The organism is Microcoleus sp. PH2017_34_RAT_O_A (assembly GCF_020737885.1).
Classification (GTDB): domain Bacteria; phylum Cyanobacteriota; class Cyanobacteriia; order Cyanobacteriales; family Microcoleaceae; genus Microcoleus.
Window position 1 is genome coordinate 13330 of the sequence record NZ_JAEQDD010000029.1, and the last position, 26779, is coordinate 40108.

23 protein-coding genes, 1 tRNA gene and 1 pseudogene are annotated in these 26779 nt (G+C 46.1%); 18 read left to right on the plus strand and 7 right to left on the minus strand.

Features of this window, described 5'->3' with window-relative positions; all coding sequences use genetic code 11:
* Nucleotides 1–96: 96 nt before the first annotated feature.
* From JGK11_RS12130 to JGK11_RS12140, 3 genes are all read right to left on the minus strand, one after another.
* Nucleotides 97–966 (minus strand): Tic22 family protein, encoded by an 870-nt coding sequence (locus JGK11_RS12130; protein WP_293179973.1) that lies wholly within the window; start codon nucleotides 964–966, stop codon nucleotides 97–99.
* A gap of 153 nt (nucleotides 967–1119) precedes the next feature.
* A tRNA-Pro gene (locus JGK11_RS12135) sits at nucleotides 1120–1193 on the minus strand.
* 232 nt (nucleotides 1194–1425) lie between these two features.
* A complete protein-coding gene (locus tag JGK11_RS12140) occupies nucleotides 1426–1977 on the minus strand; it encodes a GNAT family N-acetyltransferase (RefSeq protein WP_293152075.1) in 552 nt (183 codons plus the stop codon).
* A 244-nt stretch (nucleotides 1978–2221) separates the two neighbouring features.
* Here JGK11_RS12140 and JGK11_RS12145 point away from each other — a divergent pair, with 244 nt between their 5' ends.
* The 12 genes and pseudogenes from JGK11_RS12145 (at nucleotide 2222) to JGK11_RS12200 (ending at nucleotide 13820) form a co-directional block, all read left to right on the plus strand.
* On the plus strand, nucleotides 2222–2401 hold the full coding sequence (locus tag JGK11_RS12145) for a hypothetical protein (protein WP_293211822.1): 180 nt from the start codon (nucleotides 2222–2224) through the stop codon (nucleotides 2399–2401).
* Between the two features lie 120 nt (nucleotides 2402–2521).
* Nucleotides 2522–2902, plus strand: a pseudogene (locus tag JGK11_RS12150) (hypothetical protein).
* A complete protein-coding gene (locus JGK11_RS12155) occupies nucleotides 2802–3977 on the plus strand; it encodes a transposase (RefSeq protein ID WP_293190945.1) in 1176 nt (391 codons plus the stop codon). Before JGK11_RS12150 ends, JGK11_RS12155 begins: the two are co-directional and overlap by 101 nt.
* Nucleotides 3978–4024: 47 nt before the next feature.
* Nucleotides 4025–4750, plus strand: coding sequence for a hypothetical protein (locus JGK11_RS12160; protein ID WP_006631881.1), 726 nt, complete (start codon nucleotides 4025–4027; stop codon nucleotides 4748–4750).
* 265 nt (nucleotides 4751–5015) lie between these two features.
* The gene (locus JGK11_RS12165; protein ID WP_293179967.1) at nucleotides 5016–5882 is read left to right on the plus strand and encodes an alpha/beta hydrolase; all 867 of its coding nucleotides are present in this window, start codon (nucleotides 5016–5018) and stop codon (nucleotides 5880–5882) included.
* 251 nt (nucleotides 5883–6133) lie between these two features.
* Nucleotides 6134–7231 carry a heat-inducible transcriptional repressor HrcA gene (gene hrcA / locus JGK11_RS12170; RefSeq protein ID WP_293179964.1) on the plus strand — a complete coding sequence of 366 codons (1098 nt, stop codon included), beginning with the start codon at nucleotides 6134–6136 and terminating at the stop codon, nucleotides 7229–7231.
* A 745-nt stretch (nucleotides 7232–7976) separates the two neighbouring features.
* Nucleotides 7977–9584 (plus strand): methionine--tRNA ligase, encoded by a 1608-nt coding sequence (metG, locus tag JGK11_RS12175; protein ID WP_293204345.1) that lies wholly within the window; start codon nucleotides 7977–7979, stop codon nucleotides 9582–9584.
* A 91-nt stretch (nucleotides 9585–9675) separates the two neighbouring features.
* Nucleotides 9676–10281, plus strand: a complete 606-nt coding sequence (locus JGK11_RS12180) for an NYN domain-containing protein (RefSeq protein WP_096831201.1) — start codon at nucleotides 9676–9678, stop codon at nucleotides 10279–10281.
* A 3-nt stretch (nucleotides 10282–10284) separates the two neighbouring features.
* Nucleotides 10285–10410 carry a hypothetical protein gene (locus JGK11_RS12185; RefSeq protein ID WP_293211824.1) on the plus strand — a complete coding sequence of 42 codons (126 nt, stop codon included), beginning with the start codon at nucleotides 10285–10287 and terminating at the stop codon, nucleotides 10408–10410.
* Nucleotides 10411–10552: 142 nt separating this feature from the next.
* The gene (gene lptC / locus JGK11_RS12190; protein ID WP_293211826.1) at nucleotides 10553–11752 is read left to right on the plus strand and encodes an LPS export ABC transporter periplasmic protein LptC; all 1200 of its coding nucleotides are present in this window, start codon (nucleotides 10553–10555) and stop codon (nucleotides 11750–11752) included.
* Nucleotides 11753–11942: 190 nt separating this feature from the next.
* Nucleotides 11943–12929, plus strand: coding sequence for a DUF1517 domain-containing protein (locus JGK11_RS12195; RefSeq protein ID WP_293179955.1), 987 nt, complete (start codon nucleotides 11943–11945; stop codon nucleotides 12927–12929).
* A 336-nt stretch (nucleotides 12930–13265) separates the two neighbouring features.
* Nucleotides 13266–13820, plus strand: a complete 555-nt coding sequence (locus JGK11_RS12200; RefSeq protein ID WP_293179952.1) for a cyclic nucleotide-binding domain-containing protein — start codon at nucleotides 13266–13268, stop codon at nucleotides 13818–13820.
* A gap of 302 nt (nucleotides 13821–14122) precedes the next feature.
* Here JGK11_RS12200 and JGK11_RS12205 read toward each other — a convergent pair whose 3' ends face one another.
* Together JGK11_RS12205 and JGK11_RS12210 are read right to left on the minus strand one after the other, a co-directional pair.
* Nucleotides 14123–14539 carry a hypothetical protein gene (locus JGK11_RS12205; protein WP_293152017.1) on the minus strand — a complete coding sequence of 139 codons (417 nt, stop codon included), beginning with the start codon at nucleotides 14537–14539 and terminating at the stop codon, nucleotides 14123–14125.
* Between the two features lie 353 nt (nucleotides 14540–14892).
* Nucleotides 14893–15663 carry a hypothetical protein gene (locus tag JGK11_RS12210; RefSeq protein WP_293179946.1) on the minus strand — a complete coding sequence of 257 codons (771 nt, stop codon included), beginning with the start codon at nucleotides 15661–15663 and terminating at the stop codon, nucleotides 14893–14895.
* 894 nt (nucleotides 15664–16557) lie between these two features.
* On the opposite strand from JGK11_RS12210, the gene JGK11_RS12215 reads away from it, so the two are divergent.
* The 3 genes from JGK11_RS12215 (at nucleotide 16558) to JGK11_RS12225 (ending at nucleotide 19019) form a co-directional block, all read left to right on the plus strand.
* Nucleotides 16558–17256, plus strand: a complete 699-nt coding sequence (locus JGK11_RS12215) for a class I SAM-dependent methyltransferase (protein WP_293204347.1) — start codon at nucleotides 16558–16560, stop codon at nucleotides 17254–17256.
* Nucleotides 17257–17451: 195 nt separating this feature from the next.
* Nucleotides 17452–18084, plus strand: a complete 633-nt coding sequence (locus tag JGK11_RS12220) for a 7-carboxy-7-deazaguanine synthase QueE (protein ID WP_293179937.1) — start codon at nucleotides 17452–17454, stop codon at nucleotides 18082–18084.
* Between the two features lie 515 nt (nucleotides 18085–18599).
* Nucleotides 18600–19019, plus strand: a complete 420-nt coding sequence (locus JGK11_RS12225; protein WP_293190896.1) for a hypothetical protein — start codon at nucleotides 18600–18602, stop codon at nucleotides 19017–19019.
* Between the two features lie 240 nt (nucleotides 19020–19259).
* On the opposite strand, the gene JGK11_RS12230 is transcribed toward JGK11_RS12225, so the two are convergent.
* Together JGK11_RS12230 and JGK11_RS12235 are read right to left on the minus strand one after the other, a co-directional pair.
* The gene (locus tag JGK11_RS12230; RefSeq protein ID WP_293211828.1) at nucleotides 19260–19697 is read right to left on the minus strand and encodes a DCC1-like thiol-disulfide oxidoreductase family protein; all 438 of its coding nucleotides are present in this window, start codon (nucleotides 19695–19697) and stop codon (nucleotides 19260–19262) included.
* A gap of 194 nt (nucleotides 19698–19891) precedes the next feature.
* Complete coding sequence (locus JGK11_RS12235; protein WP_293211830.1) at nucleotides 19892–22942, minus strand: PAS domain S-box protein; 3051 nt, start codon at nucleotides 22940–22942, stop codon at nucleotides 19892–19894.
* Between the two features lie 497 nt (nucleotides 22943–23439).
* On the opposite strand from JGK11_RS12235, the gene JGK11_RS12240 reads away from it, so the two are divergent.
* The 3 genes from JGK11_RS12240 (at nucleotide 23440) to JGK11_RS12250 (ending at nucleotide 26743) form a co-directional block, all read left to right on the plus strand.
* The gene (locus JGK11_RS12240; protein WP_293211832.1) at nucleotides 23440–24633 is read left to right on the plus strand and encodes an NAD(P)/FAD-dependent oxidoreductase; all 1194 of its coding nucleotides are present in this window, start codon (nucleotides 23440–23442) and stop codon (nucleotides 24631–24633) included.
* Between the two features lie 432 nt (nucleotides 24634–25065).
* A complete protein-coding gene (locus tag JGK11_RS12245; protein ID WP_293179922.1) occupies nucleotides 25066–25785 on the plus strand; it encodes an HAD-IA family hydrolase in 720 nt (239 codons plus the stop codon).
* Between the two features lie 181 nt (nucleotides 25786–25966).
* Nucleotides 25967–26743: an ABC transporter permease gene (locus JGK11_RS12250; RefSeq protein ID WP_293190902.1), complete on the plus strand. Its 777-nt coding sequence runs from the start codon at nucleotides 25967–25969 to the stop codon at nucleotides 26741–26743.
* Nucleotides 26744–26779: the final 36 nt, after the last annotated feature.

A 26779-nucleotide genomic window follows, 5' to 3' on the forward strand; every position in this document is an offset into this window, starting at 1 on the left:
GGCTTCGCGAGCGGGCAAGATGACTAATGACCAATTACCAATGACTAATGACTAATGACTGCTAACTAATGACCAATGACTACTGACTACTGACTATTAGCGAGCCGGTCGAGCTGGAGCTGGAGATGCAGCCGGTCGAGCTGGAGCTGGAGATGCAGCCGGTCGAGCTGGGGCTGGAGATGGAGCCGCCTGTGGATTTTGGTTGCCAGTACCAGCCGGTTGGCGCGATCGCAGATATTCTAATGATTCCCGCGACGGAATCAAAATCATTTGGCTCAAAGACGGGTCATTTTCAGTACCCAAAGCTTCCAAAATCCTCTCCAAGTTCACTACCTCAATCTTAATTGTGGCAGTCACGTTCGGCTGCTGTTGCTTAAAACGCTCGACCATTTCCTGCAAGTCCTCCTTATTAAAAAACAGAGGAAGCTCTTCTTTATCGCCCCGTTGAATCGTCAAATAACCATTTTCCGGGCCACCTCTCGCCACAAACAGAGGTACACCGTTTAACTCGCTAACTTGTTGGCCAGTCTGCTGAAGTACAGTTTTCGCCGACTGTACCTGCTGCGCTGCCGGAATAAAAGCAAACAGCACCTGATCCGGCTTGCCTTTATTTTCTTGAGCCAACCGATAAATTTCCCCCAGTGACACGGGTGTCACACGCGCCGACGCCGCCAACTGAGGATTTCCCGTTTTCAGTTGATCGACAAAAGCTTGAGCATCTTTCTGGCTGATGAAAATTCTGGCTACCGAAGCATTACCAGTTTGACCCTGACCTTGCTTGGGAACAGAAGCAATGAAGAACGCACCCTGACCGTCTGTAATCGTAAATACCGGCACCGGGCGTAACTTTTCTACAATTTGTGGCACTGGCAATGCGAGTGCAGACATCTTGGCAATGGGCGAGGGGCCGAGCAGAGTGCAGCCCACAATCCCCAATATTGCGCCTAAACGAACTAATGATTTCATGTTTTTCCACTCCCGAGCGATCCTGAAACACATTAACGCAAAGACTGGCTCCTTGACACGATCGGCAAAAACTACCTCAATCGGTTGGCATTTTCAACAAATGTAAACCTCAGCCGCAGTTTGTGCTTGAATCTATTATTTAAAATTGTGCGATCGGGATGACAGGATTTGAACCTGCGACATCCTGCTCCCAAAGCAGGCGCGCTACCAAGCTGCGCTACATCCCGGTGTATTGGCTATCTCTTAACCATTAACGCAGAAAACCACCTGCTTGTCAAGCTTTTTTTTAATTTTAGCTTTCGATGCAGCTACGTCGAAGTTTTTTTAAGGTTGTGGGGCTTGACAAGCTGCGGGGATACATAAAAGCGTAACTGACCGCAGCCCACAGGCTTGTGAGGTGTTTGACAGCTTGAATATTGGATTTATTCAACAAATCAATGCTGACCTCCACCGGACGAGCTAATCTGGATACCAAAACATACCTTTAATGCCCTCTGGATCGGACATAAAGCCCAAATTTCGGTAAAAATCCACCACCTGAGGGTCAGCAAATAAGGTAATGTTGCTGATGTCTTCACTGCGGAGTTTTTTAATGATGTATTTCATCAGTGCCTTGCCCATGCCTTTACCCTGGTAATCAGGATGAACTACCACATCCCAAAGCGTGGCATTAAAAGCATGGTCTGAAGTCGCTCTGGCGAAACCGACCAGCCGTCGCTGGCTGCCCCGTATCTCCCACATAGAGACGACTAGGAAGCTGTGCACAATAGCTTTTTTGACTTTACGCAGGGGACGGCGGGACCAACCCACTGCATTACAAAGTTCTTCGAGTTCGTAGAGGTCAATGTCCCGATCGCAACTAAAAAAGATGCGAGCGTTGCCGCTGGCGGGTTTGCGAAACATTGGGGAAAGCGGATCGCCTAACCCAAGAGCCACATCTTCCTCAAATTCCGCTGTTTGGGGTACAGAGGCAGACTCAGAACTACTAAATAAGTTTTTCCAAAAACCCATGCAGGCGCGGTTAAGGTAGTAGAAGTTGGACGACGTGAAAGAGAGCCCGATAGATAAACCCACTCCGATCGGCGTGGGATGAACTGCGGGTAGCCTCTTGAGGAACAGTTTACGGTACACTCATCTTACGCCGAAAACAGGGATTTGTCGTCCAACATTGACTCTGTGCTTTTTTGCTTCTCGTCAAGTTTGGTAGAACTGTTCTCCTAGCCTGTGCCAGGACAACCCAGTGTTAAGGTAAAATTTGTTGCCCAACCAGGACAGAGGCATTTTAGGAATTGCTTCTTTTGAGTACCGCCGATCGCGTCGGAACTCATATACTTGGTGGAAAATGCTAATGGAATGGCACAACCGTGACATTCTAGTTAGATATTCCCAGACAGATTTGATTTTTGTTTTTAGTGAGGAGACGGGCGAAATTTAAGTCGAATCGTCAAATCGAAAATCCCATTGCCATAAGGCATGGGAGGACTAACTAAATAACAAATTTGCCGGACATTACGGGACAATCTGATACAATCAAACAAGAGTTGAGGAAAAAACTATTGTCAAGTACGTCCCACTCTCACCATCATTCATCCTTGGAGTCAACGAAAGAAATCTCCGATGTTGGGAACAAAGCCAGTGAAAAATCCAAAAGCTTCTTCCCCTATTGGAACGAATTTTCTCATGAGATGTCCGAATGGTTGTCGTTGCCCACAAAAACCGATTGGCAAGAAGAGGCTTTGACCAATGCCAATGGAACAGCGAGCAAAACTGGTGTAAACTCCTGGTACCGGGTAAAACAAACCTTAGTCCAGAACAAAAAATGCTTGAAGACGTGCTTGCAGTCCTCCACCGATCGAGTAGTAGATTGTACGGACGGCGACAGTATAAAACTCAAATCTCACAAGCTCAGGATTTATCCCAGTCAGGAATTAAATAAAGTCTGGCGTAAATGGCTAGCAGCCTGTCGTTATTGTTTCAACCAAGCAATAGCAATGCAGCGCAAAAAGCCCTTAAGTAAGTTGCAGTTGCGTAACGAAGTTATGCGAGGCGATTTACCAGAATGGGTAAAAGAAACGCCTTGTCATATCAGACAGAATGCTATTTTTGATGCTCACCGAGCATTTAAGGCAAGTTCAGACGCCAAGTTCCGTAGCATCAGAGATTACTCTCAAACCATAAAGTTTAACGATTCAAACTTCAAAAAAGGCACTTGGTATCCTTCCTTAACCAAAGGATTAACCTATCATACTTCTGAGATAATTCCTGAGTGCGATCGAGGTACTCAGTTGGTATACTGCAAGGGTCGTTGGTTTGCAGTGTTTCCTCTGTCAGTTACCGCAGAGCCTACGGACGCAACAGGAATTATTGCATTAGATCCCGGCGTAAGAACATTTATGACCGGGTTTGATGGCAATAAATTCCTTGAGTTTGGAGGTGGTGACATGGGGCGAATAGCTCGTCTCTGTCAACACCTAGATAACCTAATGAGCCGAATGTCTCAAGCTACGAAACAGCGCCGAAAACGAATGAGACAAGCGGCTCACCGTATGAGAATACGCATTCGTAATTTAGTAGACGAATGCCAGAAACAAACCGCTTGCTATTTAACTAGCAACTATAGAGTCATATTTCTTCCGACTTTTGAGTCTTCCCAAATGGTCGCCAAAGCACGAAGAAAGATTCGTTCAAAAACTGCTAGAGCCATGTTGACATGGGCGCATTACAGATTCAAACAAACCATCAAACATCAGGCAAATGTTAGAAATGTCAATGTGATTGATGTCACTGAAGAATACACGTCTAAAACTTGTACCCATTGCGGTCACGTACATCAAAAGCTAGGTGGTTCTAAAGTGTTTACTTGTCCTGAATGTGGCTGTTCAATCCCACGAGATTACAATGGCGCTTTTGGTATATTACTGAAAGCTTTGCGGGATACCGCCTCTATCTCCTATGAGGGTGATAGTGCTCTCGTTACTTTGTCCGGTAATAGCCGGGCAAGTGTCGCGTAAATGTATCAGTCAATACCTAGTATATCTCCCGCACCTTCCCCTCAATTATGGCTTCGGGTTTAAAACCATCTACACTAGAACTTCTCAAGCGCTTTAACCGAGCGTTTCCACAGTTTTACGAGCAATTTGTCAGCAGCGAAATCCAACTGCAAAACCTCAAATTAGCTTACCAACTTTACAAAACTCGGCAAGCCGTCATCGAAATAAGAGCCGAAGGTAACAAAAGTGCCCTGCATTTTGCTTACCGGAACCAGTCTTTCCTACTGAGCGACATTTTCGGTGTGCTGGCTGCCTACGGGCTGACGATTCACAGTCTCAGTCTCTACGGTCAAATTTACCCGCCGATGCTGGTATTTATCAAATTGGTGGTATCTCGCGGTGGCAAGGTACTGGCAGATAAAACAGCCGAAAACGTCTGTAGGGCGGTTCGAGAGGCCTTGGCGGGGCATTTTGAGGTGGAAGAGATGTTGGCTGTGGAATTTAATTTAGACGCGGGTTTGGAGGATGTGGCTACTGAATTTTACGTCGATCCGGTTTTCCACTTGCCGGCTTTGCTGATTGAAGCAGACAACCAGCCTGGACTTTTTTACAAGGTTATGTATGCCATCTGGCAAGAGGATTTGTTGGTGGTGAATGCAAATTTATTGGTTTGGCGGGGGCGAACTCGCTTGATTCTCTACTTGTTGGGCCCCAATGAAAGTTTGATTCCTGAGTATCTGGGGCAGAAAATCGCTGAGGGGGTGCGACAAAGATTGTTGGGCGAGCGGTTTTAGGAATAGCGCCTGACGCTGGTGAAAGCCGGTTTATCACAACAACGTTTCGGAGCTATCAGATCGAGCTTAAGGACGTTCTTAATTCCTGAAACCCTTGATTTTATTACTTCTTTGTGATTTCTACTTCCGACTTCCATTTCTCTTGCGTTCAGAAACTGGGTTTTTGCTCAAAACCTGATATTCATCGAGAGAAAGTTAAACTGAGCCGATCGCCCGGAGTGTAACTGCCGATCCCTCTGTCTTGATTTCGCGATAGGATAAAATTATGGCAACCATCGACATCCTAGGGGTTCGGCACGCTTGCGATTTGACGGCTCCCACTCCAACTTCCCCGGTTCTGGTATTTGTCCACGGCTGGCTGTTAAGCCGCCGCTACTGGCAACCTCTGACCGATCGCTTGGCACCCAGCTATCAGTGCCTGACTTACGATTTGCGAGGGTTTGGCGATTCTCAATCCGACGGCGATGATAGTCGCGAGCGAGGAGAATCGCTAAGTTCCTACACTCCCGCAGCCTACGCTCGCGATTTGGAAATTTTACTCAAAAAACTGGATATTTCTAGTGCTTGGCTGGTGGGACACTCTCTCGGCGGTACGATCGCTCTTTGGGGAGCCAGCCAATTGTGCGATCGTATTAAAGGTGTTCTCTGTATTAATGCAGGCGGCGGCATCTATCTAAAGGAAGAATTCGAGCGATTTCGAGCCGTCGGCACACAGCTAGTAAAAATGCGTCCCCGCTGGCTGCCTCATTTGCCACTAGCAGATTTGGTGTTTGCCCGCGATTCTGTCGATCGCTCGATCGGGCGATCGTGGGGACGGCAGCGCTTGAGAGATTTCGTGGCAGCCCATCCAGATGCAGCTTTGGGGGCTTTGTTGGACTCCACCACAGAAGCCGAGATTCACCTGTTGCCGCAAATAGTGTCCCGACTCAAGCAGCCCGTGTATTTTATTGCCGGCACTAAAGACAAAATTATGGAACCAAAATACGTGCTGCATTTGGCTAGCTTTCACTGGATGTTCCAAGGTTGTGGCGAAAATGTGCTTCAGCTTCCCGATTGCGGCCATTTGGCAATGGTGGAACAGCCAGATGCAGTGGCTAGTTACCTACAAAATATTCTGAAAGAACACACTTAAAGGGCATGGGGCATGGGGCATGGGGCATGGGGCATGGGCCTTCCCAGGGCATGGGGCATGGGGCATTAGAACTTACCAATAACCAATAACCAATAACCAATAACCAATAACCAATAACCAGTAACAACTGACTTCTTCCTTAACCTAAAATCTGTTATGTTTAAGTAGATAAGTCTGTCCGATCGCCCTTTTCGGACAAAGCTTTTCAATGGCTTTCAACTCTAAAATCTTACTCTGCTTAAATATTATTTGTGCGCGTTAACCTCACCGATCGGCAACAACACATCCTTTGGGCAACGGTTCGCCACTACATAGCAACAGCGGAACCCGTTGGCTCAAAAGCTTTGGTTGACGAATACAACCTCAGCGTCAGCCCAGCTACCATTCGCAATGCGATGGGGACTCTTGAAAAAGCTGGACTGCTATATCAGCCCCACACTTCTGCCGGACGAGTCCCCTCTGACTCCGGCTACAGAATTTATGTAGACCAGTTGATTCAGCCGTCTGATACGCTGGCCCGTAAGGTGGAACAGGTACTGGATCAACTCAATTGGTCGGATGGGCGCATGGATGGGGCACTCCGCGGCGCTGCTAAAATTCTGGCAACGATCAGCGGTTATATTGCCATGATTACCATACCGCAAACCAATATGGCTTGCTTGCGACACTTGCAACTGGTGCAGCTAGAGGCGGGTAAGGTGATGCTGATCGTGGTGACGGATGCCTACGAAACTCATTCGGTGTTAGTACAGTTGCCGAAGGGCGCAGAAGGTAATTGGCCGGATGTTGAAATTGTCGATCGCGAATTGCAGATTTTGTCCAATTTTTTGAACAGCAAGTTACGCGGACGATCGCTCTCGGAACTCTCCGCTGTAGACTGGAGCGAGTTAGACCGGGACTTTGAACTGTACGCGGAGTGGATGGAAACCATGCTGGCTGCATTGAGCAGCCGTCAAAGCAATCCAACCTACACGCGGATTCTGATCGGCGGTTTGGCAGAAGCGCTGCGCTTGCCAGAGTTTTCGCAGTTGCAGCAAGTTCAAACCCTGGTGCAACTGCTCGAACAAGAACAGGAACTGCTTTGGCCTTTGATTTTTGAATCGCCTGATTTGGACTCGCCTGGGAAACGGGTAACGGTGCGTATTGGTTCAGAAAATTCGTTAGAACCAATTCGCGGCTGTACTCTGATTTCTTCGACTTACCGCCGGGGATCAATGCCAGTGGGTAGTGTTGGGGTTTTGGGACCGACGCGGATGGTTTACGAAAATGCGATCGCGGTGGTGGAAGCTGCGGCGGATTATTTGTCCGAAGCTATTGGCGGAAATCGAGTGAATTTTCCCGAAGGATAACATATTGTTATATTTACCATAATTTAGATAGCCCCAAGCCTAACTGGCTTGGGGTTTAATTGTGTTTGCCGGATGTAGTGGCAACATTAAAAAAACCATTTTTTTGTCAATAAACATTTGCTTGGGTGCAGCGACCTGTGCAAGGCAAATATGTTTGTAGGGGCGAAGCATGACCGCAGTGAATATAAGATTATAACTAATAACTTATATGCGGTCATGCTTCGCCCTCTTCAAAAACCAGATAAGCATCGTTCAATAGAGATTTTCGCAAACAACCCGGTTGCTGCTTCTACGAGTAACTCGGAAACTGGCAGGAGTTGCGGGCGATCGGGTTTGACACAGCCAGTGAACCCCGATCGCCCATTTACAGGAAGCGCTGGCGGAGCGCCAGTCGCTCGGTTGCTTTCAGCAAGCTAAGCAAGGAGTTTTGTCGGCACTATCCAGTTGGCGATCCCGCGCACTCCAGGATAGTGCCTGCGAGAAATGAATTGAAGACCCGGGATCTGCACTTCTATGGGCCCCCAAGGCAGCAAAATATCAAAATCTTAAGACATTTTAGAGAGTTCGTCAAAAAGATCTAAAAAAGATTAGTCTTGAGAGGAAAGCTATATTTCTTTTGGGAATAGCCCGGGTTAAACAATTGCCCACAAGTTGCAGCAATTTTGGCTTGAATGCCACTCCAGAAAAGATTGAAGCGCTGAGTTAAGATCGAAATTAAATTTAGGGAATTTTCTTTTACCATTCAATGAAATCGACCGATATAACTAAGAATACCTTTGCCATAACAACGCCTCTGTATTATGTCAATGATTTGCCTCACGTTGGCAGCGCTTACACGACTATGGCAGCCGATGCCCTAGCCAGATTTGAGCGGCTGCGGGGCAAATCAGTGTTGTTGGTTACCGGAACCGACGAACACGGGCAGAAAATTCAGCGCACGGCAAGCAGTTTGGGACGATCGCCCCAAGCTCACTGCGATTTAGTAGTTCCCGGGTTTGAGGCGCTGTGGGAGCAACTCGACATCCATTACGATCGCTTTATCCGCACAACTTCGCGACGCCACGAGTACATTGTCAAAGAATTTTTCCAGCGCGTCTGGAACTCCGGCGATATCTACTTGAACCAGCAACAAGGCTGGTACTGCGTCTCCTGCGAAGAATTCAAAGATGAACGCGATTTGCTCCCCGGAAATCGCTGTTCCGTCCACACCAGCAAAGAAGTGGAGTGGCGCGACGAAGAAAATTACTTTTTCCGCCTGTCGCGCTATCAAGACCAACTGCTGGCATTGTACGCAGAACGTCCCGACTTTATCGCGCCGGAAAGTCGGCGTAACGAAGTGCTCAGCTTCGTCAACTCCGGACTCCAAGACTTTTCGATTTCTCGGGTGAATCTGGAATGGGGCCTGCCAATACCAGTTGATCCGGGCCACACCATTTACGTCTGGTTTGACGCTTTGCTGGGATACATCACGGCTCTGCTCGATCCGGACAGCGACCCATTGTTAGAGAATGCTTTATCTAAATGGTGGCCGATTGACCTGCACTTGATCGGCAAAGATATTCTCCGCTTCCACGCAGTTTATTGGCCGGCAATGCTGATGTCCGCGGGTATGTCCGTACCTGGCCGCGTCTTCGCTCACGGTTTTTTGACCAAAGACGGCAAAAAAATGGGAAAAACGGAGGGAAATACTTTAAACCCAGTCGAATTGGTGAATAAATACGGCGCTGATGCAGTTCGTTACTATTTCCTCAAAGAAATTGAATTTGGAGAGGACGGCGATTTTAACGAAACTCGGTTTATCAATATATTGAATGCTGAGCTAGCAAATGATTTGGGAAATTTGCTTAACCGCACCTTAAACATGGCTCGCAAATATTGCGGTGGCTGCGTGCCAAATGTGTCTGGGGAAAGTATTTCCGGCGACAACCTTCTCAAGGGTATGAGCCTGGATTTGGGCGATCGAGTGGCGGGTTTTTACGAAGAGTTAGCTTTTAGCAAGGCTTGCGAAGCTGTGCTTGCATTAGTTCGAGCCGGTAACAAGTTTATTGACGTACAAGCACCTTGGAGTTTGTACAAGCAAGGACAGCTCGAAAGTGTTCAACAAGTGCTATATTCTGTTCTGGAATCTGTTAGACTAGCATCTTACCTTTTATCGCCGATTATTCCCAATATCAGCAGTGCTATCTATCAGCAGCTAGGTTTTTCAATTGACTTTAACGATCGGGTTGCAGTTAACAGTTTAGCGACTTTTGCAGTTCATGCTGCCTGGGGCGCTTTGCCTGCAAACCAAACTCTGGGGGAACCCCAACCAGTGTTTAAGCGGCTGGAACTGCTGGAAACAGTAGCGTCATAGTCGGCAGCCTGCGATCGGGGTGCTATGACAGATTATGAATTAGCACTTAATTTCCTTACCAATCTTTCATAAAATTTGAGGCATAACAATCATGTTGAATAGAATAGAAAGCAACGACCTTTTTACGCCGGAACAGGTTCTGGAAAATCGCGGTCGAGTGGCAATTTTTATTGACGGATCTAATCTTTTTTACGCGGCTTTGCAATTGGGAATTGAGATTGATTACACTAAGCTATTGTGTCGTTTAACTGCGGGATCGCGGCTGTTGCGCTCTTTTTTCTACACGGGTGTCGATCGCACTAACGAAAAACAGCAGGGGTTTTTGCTGTGGATGCGCCGCAACGGCTATCGCGTGATTTCTAAGGATTTGGTACAGTTACCCGACGGTTCTAAGAAGGCGAATTTGGATGTAGAAATCGCTGTGGACATGATGGCGTTGGTCGGTTCCTACGACACGGCTGTTTTGGTGAGCGGCGACGGCGATTTGGCCTATGCTGTGGATGCTGTGAGCTATCGCGGCGTGCGGGTTGAGGTGGTGAGTTTGCGATCGATGACCAGTGACAGTTTGATTAATGTAGCCGATCGCTATATCGATTTGGAAATGATTAAGGACGACATCCAAAAAACTTCGCGTCCTAATTATGCCTACCGCCCGTTGTCGGGTTTGAGCTTGATGGACGAACACGACGACAGATAGGGAATGGGGAATGGGGAATGGGGAATGGGGAATGGGGAATGGGGAATGGGGAATGGGGAATGGGGAATGGGGAATGGGGAATGGGGAATGGGGAATGGATTAGAAGTTAAAAATTTAGCTCAAGTATGACAGATTTTTGATTAGTGTTTTTAATTAGCCAATTACCAATTATCAATGCCCTGTTTGGCCAATTACCAATTATCAATGCCCTGTTTGCCCAATTACCAATTATCAATGCCCTGTTTGGCCAATGCCCTGTTATCGATTACCAATGATTAATCTCAAATCCCAAATTACCAATTTCCAATCCCCAAAATCAATGTCGCTATTGTTAGCAGCAATGATTTTGGGGATTAATGCTTGTGCGGCTCCCCAAGAGACTCAAAAGAACAAATTAGCTGAGGATATCAAAACAGCTCAGCAGTCAAATAGCACTTTAACTTTGAACAAAGTAACCCTAGAACAAGCAAACGAAAAGGGTGAGACGTTCTGGAAAGTAAAATCGAAAAATGCGGTTTACAGCAAAGACCAAAAAATAGTTAACGTTCAGAAACCTGTGGGCAAATTGTTTCAGGACGGCAAAGAAATTTATGATATTCAGGGAGAAACCGGGCAGGTATTTCAGGAAGGAAATCAGGTTTTTCTCAAAGGTAACATAGTCGCTACCGATCTGAAAAACGGCGTGGTATTGCGAGGAAATGAGTTGGAGTGGCGCCCGAAGGAAGATGTTTTAGTTGTCCGCAATAACTTGACTGGACAGAACAAACAGGTGACTGCTTCAGCGAAGGAAGCGCGGGTTTTCAGCAGGGCTAAGAGGATGGAGTTATTCGGATCTGTGGTGGCGAATGTTAAAGATCCAATTTTGCAATTGCGAACCGAACATTTAGTTTGGTTTGTGGAGCAACAAAAGGTACACAGCGACCAACCGACTCAACTTGACAGATATAAAGATAAAAAAGTAACAGACAGCGGTTTTGCCGACAAGGTAGATGTAGACTTAAAAACCAAAATTGCCACGCTAACCCAAAACGCTCAATTGATGCCATCAGACCCGCCGCTGCAAATAGAAAGCAGTTTGATGAGTTGGAATTTTCCGGCTCAATATGTGATATCGCCCGGGCATGTGAAGATTTTTCACCGCGTGGAAAAGGTGACGATGACCGGGGATACTGGGCGGGGAGATTTAGATAAAAAGATTTTTTATTTGACGGGAAATGTGGTAGGAATCGGGGAGAAACGTGAATCTCAATTAAATACCGATCGCGTAACGTGGTATTTAAGTAACCAGACCTTCGACGCCGAAGGAAATGTGGTTTACAAGCAATTAAATCCGGTGTTTAATTTGACTGGGCCGAGGGCGGCGGGAGAGTTAAAAAATCAAACTGTGATTGTCAAAGGTGACGGTGCCGGCGGCCAAGTGGTGACGGAATTTGTGCCGGATGAGAATAAGGGAATTTTGGACAGTAGATAGGATTGTTTTGACAATTAATTATGGGTCATCTGAGGTGGCAGGCGGTAGCTTTGGACTCTAGCCTTTCTGCTTCTCTCGGGGTGCTGGGATCGGTTGGTACGGATATCTCGCACGCTGCACACCTGCAACCGGGCTGCCCATAAGCGAGGATAGACTGTAAATTATAAATGTATCGAATAGTAACGGTCTTATGTACAAGCAACTAATTTCAAAGATCAAACCGCTTTTGAAATCACTATTTGCGATCGGTCTGGTACTGACGCTAGCCCTCGGTAACGCTGACGGAGCTCTGGCTGCTCGCAGCGGAGGACGGATGGGGGGCGGATCTTTTAGAGCTCCGGCGCGCAGTTACTCGTCTCCGACTAGCACTTACGCGCCGTCTGGTGGGTACGGTGGTGGCTATCGCGGCGGTTTTGGTGGCGGTTTCGGTTTCCCATTCTTGCTGCCGTTTTTTGGCTTTGGTGGCGGCTTTGGCGGCCTGTTCTCGATTTTGATTTTTATTTCGATCGCCAATTTCCTCGTGCAAAGCTTCCGCCGCGCAGGGGATTCAACTGACGAACTCGGCAACAGCGCGCCTACTACCACCGTATCTGTGGCCCGCTTGCAAGTTGGTTTGCTAGCAGAAGCCCGCGGTTTGCAAGCCGAACTCGACGCGCTAGCGCGCAAAGCGAATACCGATACAGCGATCGGCCGCGCTCAAGTGCTGCAAGAATCTACTCTGGCGATGCTGCGCCATCCTGAATACTGGGTTTACGCGGGCGCTGACTCTGTGCAAACTCGCTTGGAAGCAGCCGAAGCTAAATTTAACCAGTTTTCTTTGGCAGAACGCAGTAAGTTTACTGAAGAAACGCTCTCGAATTATAACAACCAGCTCCGGCAAGCAGGGAGCAGCAATAACCTGCCAGTTGTGCAGGAAAACGGCGCCCTAGTTGGTTCTGATTTGAATTCAGAGCCCGGTGAATTTATTGTGGTAACGGTGATTGTCGGTACTCAGGGCAAGTTGCAATTGCCAGCAGTGAAAAACTCTGAAGATTTGCGCCAAGCTTTGCGCCAAATTGGGGGAGTATCGAGCGAGCAGTTGCTGGCGGTTGAGGTGCTGTGGACTCCTCAAGCTAACGGCGACACTCTGACTGCTGATGATATGTTGGCTGGCTATCCTGATTTGCGATCGATTTAGCGATACAGCAGATGGGGCGCGGAGCACTGTCTCCCGCGCCCCCTGCCGCACCCATGCTGTGGGGGAGAACCGGGTTGGTTTTAAGACGGAGATGAAGCAGGATTTTTGGGAATGCCGATCGATTTAAAAAAGATTGTTCAACGAATGCTAGTATTGAGAGATTATGATTCAGCCTGGTTCATCTGTGAATATTGGGAATGTCTGCCCTAATAGGATTTTGCCAAGCAGTTAGGCAGGATAAAAAAACTGTATTCAGCGAGGAGTGACTGCTTAGGAAGAAGTTGCGACCGCGCGCCCTCTAAATTTAATATAAATAAGCGATCGGGAGCTAAAGTTATGGCCGACAGCAGTAGAAAAAAAGCGCTTTTTATTTTGAGCCAGTTAAATAATGACGATATCGACTGGATCGTTCAAAAAGGGAAAAAAGAAATTCTCGAACCGGGCGAGATTTTGATCCATGAAGGGAGACAGCACGATGCCCTCTACATTGTTTTGAAGGGGAGTATGAGCGTTTGGATCGAGGCTGAGCAGAGCAAAGAACTCGCTAAAATAGGTAGCGGAGAACTTGTGGGAGAAGTTTCTTTCATTGACGCACGCCCTCCTTTGGCCACGGTGATGGCGATCGAAGAAACTCACTTGTTGGTAATTCCCCGAAGGCAGCTAGTCGTCAAACTTCAACATGATATGGGTTTTGCTTCCAGATTTTATTATGGAATTTCGCTGTGTCTGGCAGACCGGATGCGCGGTACGATCCGACATATAGAATACGGTCGCAATATAGAATTGGAGCAGCAAGAATTAGATCGGGAGGATATTAATCCGAACGTCCTGGAAAATTTGGCGCTAGCTCAAGCAAAGTTTAATTGGTTGAGGGAGAATGTGAGGGCTTGATTAATTGGGTGCATATCACTTTTGAAGACGGCGAAGCATGACCGCACATAAGTTATTAGCGATCATCTCAACAGAAGTCGAAAACAAAATAGAGGCGGGTTTTACCGGAAAGCTCGACAATTCCCGTATCTAGAAAAACCTGCCCCTTAGGATCGCGAATTAAATAATTTACACATATTTGTGGGATGGAGATCCCGCCCATCCCACAAGAACAATAAAAAAATTGTAAGTTATTTAATTCTCATTCCTTAGCTTTGCAGTTACAACCTCGCGCGCCAAAGCGCAACTACCAAGCAGACAACCTAGATCATTCCTGGGCCTTTGCCGCGGGTGTCTTCATCCATTGTCAGTTTTCCTTCCTCACCTTTTTTATCTTTGATTTCTGCGAGAATTTGAGCGCGTTCTGCGGCTTCGGCTTCCTCTTTTGCTCTCAAATCGCCCGGTTCGTTGATGTACATTTCGGGTTCGATCGCGTAATTGTTAACCAGACCTTCCTTGTCTACTGTATAACCATCTGTAGTGTGAATGCTTTCGTCATCGGTTTGGTCGTCGGTTTTGGCGCTTTGCTGCTTCGCTTCAGTGGTTGTGTGCATGAAGTTAGAGCCTTCGCGTTCTTGCCGCGCTGCTGTCTCAGCAGGAGTAATGCCCCTGTCATAATGGGGGGCTTCCATATTAGCTTCGATTTGTTCGTCGGTCGGTGTTGATTTGCTAGTTGTCATGATTTATTCCTGAGTTATCTTTTCAAAAAGGTCTTTGGCTTATGTTTAAATATTAAGCCTAAGCTAACTCATTCACTAACTATCTTTGGTTATAGTTTCCTGAAACTTGCTGTTATCTAAAACACATTTATTGAGTCTTCCTCAAGACTGATAAAGTTCTATTTTAATTAAAAGTTTCACAGTCTGCGAGGCTCTGACATCTATCTAAAGGTTGGGAATTGGGAATTGGGAATTGGGAATTGGGAATTGGGAATTGGGAATTGGGAATTGGGAATTGGGAATTGGGAATTGGGCATGGCAACTAACTAATGACTAATGACTAATGACTAATGACTAATGACTACTGACTACTTTTACGATTCTTTGAAGAAGCGGATGATTTCGCGGACGTGGTTGAGAAATTGTCCGTCATCGGTGAGTTGGGCGATCGCACTTTCGGCATCTCTTGCCAGTTTAGTGTGTTCTGCCTGATTTGTCGATCGCAAATTTTCTAGAGATGCGGCTAAATTAGTTAATTCTCTTCTAGTGGCCCGTTGTTCCCGCTGTTGGAGAGTCGCCCACGAATTAGGATCGTCTGAATTTAATTGATCGGCCAAATTTTTGACTGTAGATTCTAATTCTGCAAAGCGGTTGCGGAGTTCGAGAATATCTTCGCGGGGGTGGAAAAATTCGCTGCGGATGGTTGTCAGCCGCTGGGCTAAATACTGATAACCTCGGATAGCTGGACGCAGTATAGTTAAAAGCAGTGCTGCACCGGAACTGAGATAGCCAACAGCGCTAATGCCGGTGGCGGATAGGGCATAAAGTGCGATCGCGCTAACCAGGTGAAGGGCGATCGCCACCCAGAGCGATCGGCTAGCTAATACAGTAACGTATTTGAGTTGTTCGGAATCGACAGCAATATTTTTTTTAGTAGATTCTGCGCCTTGGGCTAACACTTCCTTAGCTTCAAAATGGATATTCCAAGGAACTGTAACTATCAGCAACAGCCATTCAAAAATAGCAATGGCAATTACCCAATCTATAAAACTGCCGGCGGGGACGTGCAGCCATTGTAAAATAGCAAAAATTAACAGTAACAATAGGCCAGTACCAGCACCGAAACCTGCAAAAGTATAATACATAGCGATTGCCTTTGCGAAATGTTATTTTGATTGTGGGTAAGTTGTTTATGTGTCGAGCAATCAACTGTGACAGTTAAGAAATTGTCAGAGTGTTCCCGGTTCGTTAGTGGTTAGTAACAGTCCAGGGCAAAGGCTGCCCAAAACCGGGTTTTGTCACCAAAATACTTGTTCTGCTTCAACAGGAGAATGTTGTTTTTATTGTGGTAGGTGGTTTAGGTGTGGATAAATATACTGTGACACTTAAAAAATTGTCCCGGTCTAGCCGACTTGTTAGTTATTAGTAATCCTCCCGGATAGAAGGATTGCCATGCGCCTGTTTGATTCCTGAAGAATACACAGGCTATAAGCCATCAACAAGACTCAAATTAAACTTTATTTGTGTGAGTTGTGGGCAAATTATAAATAATTATTTATTGGCGATTAGTTGTCAAAATTAAGTTATATTCTCCCCAGATCGTACCATTTGACATTTGAGATCATTCGACTTCATGAAAGGCTACGCTCAGAGCAAGGCGCGCTCCTACAAGTTGGAGAGTTGAGATGAGGAATGACTGATTGTGTATCGGTTGGCAACTTGCCGACTGTTAGATTATTTTGTTAAGCTGGCATTACTCACAGTGTTACGCAGCGCGAGGAATGCAGCAATCTCAAAACCATCCTTTTGTTCTCTTTTCTTTTCCAGGGCGACTAAATCACCTATAGCTGAGATAAACTGATTGGGAGGTCGATCGCCCGTGAGAGCAAGTTACCAGATTCTTGTAAGCGAGACGGCGATACTCTTACCCTGAGAGAAACGACAGCAAAATAGGTGCCAAAATTCACTCTACCGTCTGCAATTTCCAATAACTGCACGTCTACCACGTAAAATCAAAAGTCAGCAGCAAGGACAAACCGATGGCGAACTCAACTCTTGGCCTAGAAAATCAACTTTACGATTATCTGTTATCTATTTCTTTGCGGGAACCAGATATTCTCGCTTCACTGCGGAAAGAAACTGCTAAGCATCCTATGGGTATGATGCAAATAGCTCCCGAACAAGGGCAGTTTATGGAGATGCTCGTGCAGCTTATGGGAGCGACAAAAACCTTAGAAATTGGAGTTTTTACTGGTTATAGCTCGCTATGTGTAGCTTTAGCACTGCCTTCTAACGGTAAAATTATTGCTTGCGATGTCAGCGAGGAATATACTTCGATCGCGCGACGGTATTGGGAAGCTGCGGGTGTGGCTAACAAAATTTCTTTGCATTTGGGCCCAGCACTAAATACTCTCGACAAACTCATAGCCGAGGGACAAGCCGGAACCTTTGATTTTGCCTTCATCGACGCCGATAAAGAAAATTATGAGGCTTATTTTGAGCGATCGCTCCAACTGGTGCGGAATGGCGGTTTAATTGTAATTGACAACGTTCTGTGGTCTGGACGAGTTGCCGATCCTGAAGTACAAGACACAAGTACCCTCGCCCTTCGTAGTTTCAACGACAAGTTGCGTAACGATCCGAGAATAACACTCAGTGTTGTCCCCATTGGTGACGGGTTGAGTTTGGCCCTGAAACGCCGCTGGGCTACGATGATGGAACCTGAAGAACAGAATTAAATAGTTCAAGTGGCTGGGAACTTCATTAAGACTCCTCGAAACCGGGTGGTTATCTGTATTAAAGGCTGCGATACAGTATTTGCATAAAAAACCCGGTTTCTGCCTACCGGTGCATCCAGGACTATATCAATTACCGATGACAAATTACAATTACTAAAAGTAATAACAAGTATTATTAATTACTTTGAGGTAAAAATGCAGGGATCGAATTTACAAATAAAATTACCGATTCATGAAACTTTTCAGTGTACGGTTCAAGGTGAAGGTTATTGGACGGGGACTTTAGTTGATTTTATCAGATTAGCTGGTTGTCCTGTGCGGTGTGCTTGGTGCGATACAGGCTACGGAAATGGTGGCAAAGGTTTGCCATCGGTGCCACAGTCGATCGCACAATTGCTAGATCAATTGCAGTCTTCGAGGGTTGTCATTAGTGGTGGCGAACCTTTTATTCACCAGAATTTGCCGGAGTTAGTGCGAGCTTTGTTAGCAACTGACAAACAGGTGAATATTGAAACTTCTGGCGCTTACTGGCAGGATATTTCGCCGCTGGCTTGGATTACTCTTTCTCCTAAAGAACACGTCAATCCTCAATATCCGGTGCAAGACCGTTTCTGGACGAGAGCTAATGAAATTAAGTTGGTGGTTAGCAGTGGCGAAGAAGTTGATTTTTACACAAAATATTTGGCTGATAATGTGAATATTCCTGTATATTTGCAGCCGGAGTGGGAAAAGCGCGATCGGGCAATTCCGATGATTTTGGAGTTATTGAAACAGCATCCGAGTTACAGGTTGTCTTTGCAAACTCACAAGTTTATTGGTGTTCAATAAACATCCCAAAATGCTGTAGTTCCTGTCTTGAAAAGTCAAGGGGTAGCGAGCAAATAAGTTGGATCGAAAGGTTTTTGGGATTTTAAAATCCCAAAAGGCAAATGTACCCATTTCCGCATGACTCGCACCAATCACCTGCATTTTCACGCCAGCCACGAGCCAATAATCGCACAGCGAGTCGCTTTCAACAAAGGATTGTGACGCATCGCCACTACATAGGGCATATCTGTGTTGGGCCCAGGTACGGAATTTGCGATCGAAGTGCCGATCGACTAAAATTCATTCAACCTGGGAAAATTTAGCAGATTGGACGCATCAATACCAAAGAAACCGGGTTTTTACCTGAATTGTCGGCTGTAAAACGTCTTTTCGTAAAAAAACCCGGTTTCTGGCCACCCGTGCAATCGCGAACTGTAATCTATCAAATAGTCCACAGTTTACCGTTTAAAGCAGGCAATATGCAGTTACATTGTTAACTAAATGTGTAATAACTGTATTTGATAGGAGTATTTCGAGTGAACGCTGCCGAACAAGCCAGAAATATAGAATTAGCTAGCAAAATTGCTGCGGTTGTTAATTTATTTAAGTCAGATTTTCCGGATGTGAAAGTCGATTTGAAACCTTGGATGAATGACCAGGATACCAGAGAACTTGTCGATCCTGAGTCGATCGATATTGGCTTCCATTTTCCCGGTAGAAGTCGGTTGTTGCAAAGCCGCAGTATCTTAATCCAAATCCGATTTTACCAAGATCCGGTCGAAGGATCTCGGCGGGCGATCGGGGTTGAGGCGGCAGGTTACGATCATACTGGTCAACAGTGGCGCTTTTCTACCGTGGAAAATTGGGGTTTTGTGGGTGAAACTGAGCCCGCTGCGGAATCAGCCGAAAAGCTCAAACACTTTTGCCGCGAGATATTAGGTTTGTTTAATTGCTGAGAATAATTCCCGGTTAATGACTCATCATAAATCAGGTTTGTAGTGAGGACTTTAATCCTTCTTGAACTAAATTCTCCACAGATGGAGAGGACTGAAGTCCAGGTTTGTAGTGAGGACTTTAGTCCTTCTTGAATTAAATTCTCCACAGATGGAGAGGACTGAAGTCCTTACTACGAACCACAGATGGAGAGGACTGAAGTCCTCACTACGAACCACAGATGGAGAGGACTGAAGTCCTCACTACGAACCTGATTTTAAGTCTTGATTATCGCAATTGTCGATCGACCTACAGCCCACTGGATAAGCCGATTTGTAAGTTGTCGATCGCTTGCCAAACAAAGTATAGCGGTTATCGCGCACTTGTTCGTACACGCGATCGCCCATCCACTTCATCCCCGGCATTGCCCGGTAAGCTGCCACAAACACCTCGCCAGCAGGCAATATCCGCCCGATTTCCTCGGCTGCATCGCTACCTTGCCAACGTTTTGTGGGATTATTCTTATCTATCAAAATCATCCCCATTTCGCAATCCTCAGCAGTTATATCAAACTCCTTTAATCCCTCTAAATCTTGCATGGAAATATATTCAAAGTTCTGGCCTCGATCTAGATTTTCAAGTAACTGCACCAAGGTGACACAGAGATTGCAATTGCCGTCGTAAATTACGTTGTAATTCATAAGTCAATAACCTAGAAAACTGGGCGGTTGAAACCGCTTCTATACAAGCAAAACCCGCCTCCGCGGGTTGAAGGCAATGCGGTTAAAATACATTATCTTCTTCAGTCCGCGGAGGCGGACATTGTTTGTATAGACGCGGTTTCAACCGCCGTCTGCATCTATGGAATTATAACTCATAATTTCCAATTTTACCGCTAACTTCTAGCGACAGGAATCTCGATCGCAAATTCCGTACCTTGACCCGGTGCAGAATTGCACTTCAGCCGCCCGCCGTGCTTTTCCACCACAATTTGATAACTGATAGACAGCCCCAAGCCAGTACCTTTCCCCGGTTCTTTCGTAGTAAAAAACGGATCGAACAGCCTTTCATGAACATCTATCGGAATCCCCGGCCCGTTGTCAGCAATCCGAATCACAATATGAGAAGGACGGCGAATAGAATCAGCACAAACAGCAGCCTGTTCATATTTTACCTCAGTACAAATCCGCAGCGTCGGCGAAGGACAAGAAGGAATAGGCGCCTGTTCCCCGTCGCCCCACTGTCCGGTTTCCATTGCCTCTTCCAAAGCATCAATTGCATTGCCAATAATATTCATAAATACCTGATTCAACTGTCCTGCATAACACTGTAAGCGGGGCAAATTGCCGAACTCTTTAACCAGCGTAATTTTCGGATGTCCTGCTGTTTCTTTCAACCTGTGCTGCAAAATCAACAAAGTGCTGTCAATCCCTTCGTGAATGTCCACCTGTTTTTGTTCTGCTTCATCCAATCGCGAGAAATTCTTCAGTGACAGCACAATCTGGCGAATTCGCTCGGCTCCCATTTTCATTGAAGTTAATAGCTTTGGCAAATCTTTGAGCAGAAATTTCAAATCTATATCATCTATTTCTTCTCGAATTGCCTCTGTTGGTTCCGGGTATTCGCGCTGGTAAAGTTGCAGCATTTTTAGCAAGTCTTGAAAGTAATCGTCAGCGTGCATGACGTTGCCGTAAATGAAGCTAACTGGATTGTTTATTTCGTGAGCGACGCCAGCTACTAATTGCCCCAAACTTACCATTTTTTCATTTTGAACCATCATGCTTTGAGTTTTATGCACGTCCCGCAGGGCTTTCGCTAATTCTTCATTTTTAGTCCTCAATTGACTTTCGGAAAGCCGCACAGCTTCTTCTGCTTGTTTGCGATCGGTAATATCTTTGCGAATTGCTACATATTGATGGGGTTCTCCCCGAGAATTTAAGAAAGGTACAATCGTAGTATCCAACCAGAATAATCTGCCGTCTTTAGCTTGATTTTTCATTTCTCCCCGCCAAACATTTCCCTGGCGGATTGTTGACCAAAGCTGCTTGAAAAAATCAGTTGGGTGATAGCCGGAATTTACAAGTTTGTGGGTTTTGCCGTTCAATTCTTCCCGAGAATATTTAAACAGTTCGCAGAATTGCTCGTTGACGTAGGTAATAACGCCGAATTCGTTGGTATTTGAGACAATTGCCGATTGATCTAAGGCAAATTTTTCAAATTCTAATTCTTGGAGAGTTTGGCGCAATTCTGCTTCGGCTTGTTTGCGATCGCTAATATCGGTAATCATCCGCAAAACCCCCGCAAATTCGCCGTCAGCGTCGAACATTGGTGTCGCTGAGACGATCGCCCACAAGTGAGAGCCATCTTTGCGGGTAAACTGAAAATCGTGGCGTTCGCGAATGCCTTGCCGCCTGCGCTGCACATAACTTTCGGCTATTTCCCGAGCCTCGTCATCGATAAACTCAAATAGCGATCGCCCCAGCATTTCCTCCACAGTATACCCCAGCATTTCGGCCATCCGACAGTTCGCAAAAGTCGTGCTGCTGTCGGCGTCAAACATCCAAACGCCCTCCGAAGCAGTTTCGACGATGCAGCGGTAATAACTCTCGCTTTCCCTGACAGATTCAGTAGCTTGTTTGCGATCGGTAATATCAGTTTCCACCGCAATAAAACCTTCAAGTTCCCCGGTTTCTCGATAAATCGGGGCGATCGAAAGCGCCACCCAATAACCCTTTCCATCCTTCCTGTAATTGTAAATTTCCTGATTAAACGGCTCGCCTTTATCCAAAGCCGATCGCAATTGGGCAATAGTTAATGGATCTGTTTGAGGGCCTTGCAGCACATCACCCGGTTTTTTTCCCAGCATTTCTTCTAACACGTAACCGCTAATCCGAGTAAATGCTTCATTCACCCATTCAATGCAGCCTTGAGCATCAGTAATAATCACACCATTTTGCGTTTTTTGAGCCACGATGGCCAAGCGCGACAATTCTGTTTCAGTTTTTTTGCTTTCGGTAATATCTTGAGAAATACCCAGAATGTACTTAGGCGCGCCATCAGCGTCAAACAAAGGAACTTTTTTTGTGTGCAAAATCCGTTTTCCCCGGTGCGGAAGTTGGATAATTTCTTCTGGTATATCAACCTCTTTTCCCGTGGCAAATACTTCTAAATCTTGTGCTTGCAAGTAATTTGCCTGATCTGCTTCCAACAAGTCAGCAGCATTATTTCCCAGCACTTCGTCCCTCGAATAGCCAAACAATTCTTCGCTAGCAGCATTCCAATAAATAAATCTTTGTTCCACGGCATCTTTAATAAAGACGCTAACCGGCAGATTTTGCAGTACCGCATTCAGAAAATCTTGAGTCTTTCGCAGCTTTTCCTCAGCGCGCTTGCGCTCAGTAATATCCAAAATCACTCCGTCGAGATAGACAACCTGACACAGAGAATTTGCGATCGGCGAAACCGACGAAACTACACCCGACAAAAATTCCTCTATTTCCCCTTGTCCCTCTTTTCTTTCTCTAGCCTCATCCCCCTCGCAGCAGACAGCTTGACCTTTTTCGTAAACCCAGCTAATTTCGCCGTCAGCCCGGAGAATGCGGTATTCCAGGATATACGGAGTTCTAGTTGCTACACTTTTTATGAGAGCCTCCTCCATATTTTTGCGGTCTTGAGGATGGATGATGCTCGCAAAAGAACGGACGCGATCGTTGATAAAATCAGATGATGGATAGCCAGATATTTCTTGAACAGCCTCGCTCAAAAACGCCATTGTCCGTATTAATTCGCCGTCGGGCCCCGTCCAGTCGCAGTTGCAGCGGTATACAGCACCGGGAATATTAGCTACTAAATTTTTATATCGTTCTTCGCTGCTTAACAAAGATGAGCTGTCTTCGTTATGGCGATCGCCATTCTTAACTTTAGAAGAATTCGAGGAAATTTGCATGATTTTTTCACTTGTGACTGCGGGGGCAAGTGTTAGAGTAGATGGCTGTATAAAAAGTGAATTTAATTGGCGAAATAATACGCTATCAACTAATATAGTACAAAATTACTTGTCCGAACATTCAAAAAATTTGAGGGTGGATAATAGGCAAAGCTAATCAAGGATATTATGTAGAAGGCAGAAGGCTGTTCGGCAAGGGATTGTATAACCGATGTAACGGATGTAACGGATGGAGCATCTCATTTTTGTAAAAATCATTTCTTTTTACAGTGCGAGCGTCCCCGCTCGCTTGCTTATAGAACCAAGCGAGCGGGGACGCTCGCACTATTAAAAGCAAAACAGAGATGCACCCGTAACGGATGGATGTTCAGGGAAAATTTTTCCAATTCTCCAACTCCCCCAATCCCGCAATCCCCGACTCTCCCGCTCCCCCAATCCTCCACTCTCGTTACAATAAGATAAGTTGCCTTGCTACCGATCGCCCTCAAACAAAAACCATGACTCAACAACAACCCCGGATTTGCATTCTCGGCGGAGGCTTCGGCGGACTCCACACAGCCCTCCGCTTGAGTCAGTTACCCTTCTCCAAAACCGAAAAACCCGAAATAGTCCTAGTTGACCGTCGCGATCGCTTCCTGTTCGTTCCCCTACTGTACGAGCTCCTCACCGGCGAACTCCAAACCTGGGAAATCGCGCCGCCCTTTGCGGAACTCTTGCAAAACACAGGCGTGCGCTTTTGTCAAGGCACTGTCTCCGGCATCGACGTGGAGTCCAAGCAAGTGCAGTTACACGACGGGCCAGAAATTCCGTGCGATCGCCTCGTTTTAGCTTTAGGTGGCGAAACACCCCTAGATATGGTCAAAGGAGCCGTTGAATACGCTTATTCCTTCCGCAGCCTCGACGACGCCTACCGCTTGGAAGAAAGACTGCGGTTTCTCGAAGCTAGCAACCCCGACAAAATTAGGATTGCGATCGTCGGCGCCGGTTATTCGGGAGTAGAATTAGCTTGTAAATTAGCCGATCGACTCGGAGACAAAGGTCGCGTCCGATTAATCGAGCAAGGCGACACGATTTTGCGGACATCACCCGAGTTCAACCGCGAAGCCGCCAACAAAGCATTAGAAAAACGCAAAGTCTGGATCGACTTAGAAACAGCAGTAGAGGCGATCGAATCCGACACCATATCCTTACTCTACAAAGGACAATTAGATGTTCTTCCCGTAGACATAGTATTGTGGACAGTAGGAACCCAAGTTAGTCAAGCAGTGCGATCGCTCCCCCTGAAACAAAACCACCGCGGTCAATTAATAGTTAACTCCCAGATGCAAATCATCGACCATCCAGACATATTTGCCTTGGGAGACTTAGCCGAATGTCACGACGCAACAGGTCAAAAAGTCCCCGGAACAGCCCAAACAGCATTCCAGCAAGCTGACTACACGGCATGGAACATATGGGCATCCCTGAGCGATCGACCATTACTACCTTTCCGGTACCAGCCGCTAGGAGAAATGATGACATTAGGAATAGACGAAGCCACCCTGACAGGTTTAGGAATCAAACTCGACGGACAACTAGCACACATTGCACGCCGCCTAGCCTATCTCTATCGAATGCCAACATTTGACCACCAACTAAAAGTTGGTTTCAACTGGATTAGCAAGCCGATTCAGGAGTTGCTGAAAAAGTAATATAGCGGTTATCAGAAAGATTCGCGGACGTTGTTGGGCTTCAGCCCTCTTGGTTTAAACGGTTATGTAAGCTGTCAGTTATACCTCATCTTTTTGAGATAAGACGTACGAATAGAATTCGCGTCTACACAAACGATGTCCGCCTCCGCGGACTGAAAAAAATAACTTAATGACCTTCGCCCGGTATTATTCTGATTCTTGAACCTGCGGAGGCACGTGAGTGTTTGTGTAGACGCGAATGACCTTCGCCCGGTATTATTCTGATTCTTCAACCTGCGGAGGCAGGTGAGTGTTTGTGTAGACGCGAATGACCTTCGCACGGTATTATTCTGATTCTGGTTCTTCAACCTGCGGAGGCACGTGAGTGTTTGTGTAGACGCGAATGACCTTCGCCCGGTATTATATTACTCGTTTTCAAATTCATTCTAACCAATGACAAAAACTATCTTTTTAGATGCAGCAGGCACACTATTTTACGTTCGCGGTAGCGTCGGCGAAGTCTACGCAAAACTAGCCAAAAACTTCGGAGTAACAGTTAATAGTAAAGACTTAAATACAGCATTTTACCAAAGCTTCGCCTCAGCAAATCCGATGACATTTCCAGGAATCGAAGCAGCAAAAATTCCCCAACTAGAATTTGAGTGGTGGCTAGCAGTTTCGGCAAAAGCTTTTCAAATAGCAGGCGTTTTCAATCAATTTTCAGACTTTCCCAAATTTTTTGCCGAACTCTACGCTCATTTTGCCACCCCCGAACCTTGGTTCGTCTATCCCGACGTATTCCCAGCCTTAAATAAATGGCAGCAACAAGGAATCGAATTAGCAGTAGTCTCGAATTTCGACTCGCGACTTTATCCAGTATTAAAAGCACTCAATTTAGCAGAATATTTCACATCAGTGACAATTTCCACCGAAGTAGGTGCAGCAAAACCCCAGCCGGAAATTTTCACCGCAGCTTTGCAAAAGCACAACTGCACAGCCGAGAATGTCTGGCATATCGGCGACAGCTTCAAAGCCGATTATTGCGGCGCCAAATCCGCAGGCTTAAAAGCAATTTGGTTGAACCGAGAACAGGAAAAAGTAGAATCCGGCACATTGCCTTTAACTGAAACTAAATTAGAACAGTGCAGCAGCCTTGATTATTTAACCTTTTAACCGGATAATGAGCAAGATGTAAAATCATGTCCGGTCAATTACCCGCCATCCAAAAGGTTTGTAGTGAGGACTTTAGTCCTTTTTGATGCGGACTAAAGTCCTCACTACAAACCAATTTTACTACGGTCATTAGTCCCGTTAATTAACAGAACTTGATATCTATTATGCAAATCACCTCGCCATGAAACAAAACTCAATTCAAACTATACTAACAGACACAATGACCGTGTTTTGGGGAGAATGGCTAGATTTGCGAGTCCGAATCCTGCCAATTGCCGCCGCTGGTTTAACATCCCCATTAATTTACATTCTAGCTTTTGGTTTCGGGTTGGGCAGTTCCATGCCTAAACCGGCAATTGGTGGCAATTATCTAGAATTCATGCTGCCGGGAATGGTTGCACTTTCATCGATGACAGTAAGTTTTACAGGCGCAGTATTTTCTATTTGTGGCGAACGCCTTTTTAGTAAAACATTTGAGGAATTGCTACTGCTGCCGGTACACCCCCTAGCTTTGCACGCAGGCAAAATGCTAGCCGGAATACTGCGGGGACTGCTAACTTCGGTTTCCGTGATTTTAGTAGCAGTTGTGTTTACTCAAAAGCTAGTATTTTTGCATCCGCTATTTTTGTTAGTGATAATTCTCAACTCCGCTGTATTTGCGGGCCTGGGAGTGATAGTGGGTTTAAACGTAAAATCTCTCGAATCAGTCGGATTGTACAACAATTTTCTGATAACTCCGATGTCATTTTTGGGCGCGACATTTTTCGACCCCGCGTCGCTACCAGTAGCCCTGAAAGGGATAGTTTATCTGTTACCGCTGACTTATGCCAGTATTGGATTGAGGGCTGCTGCTTACGATATCGCCAAGTTTCCTTGGTACAGCATACCTGTTTTGTTGGTGGCTGCGATCGCCTTTTCTGCGATCGGCGCCCGCCAGTTTTCTACCCAACAAGACTGAAGGAAGTCCGCACTCATTAGTCCGCGTCGGCTGACT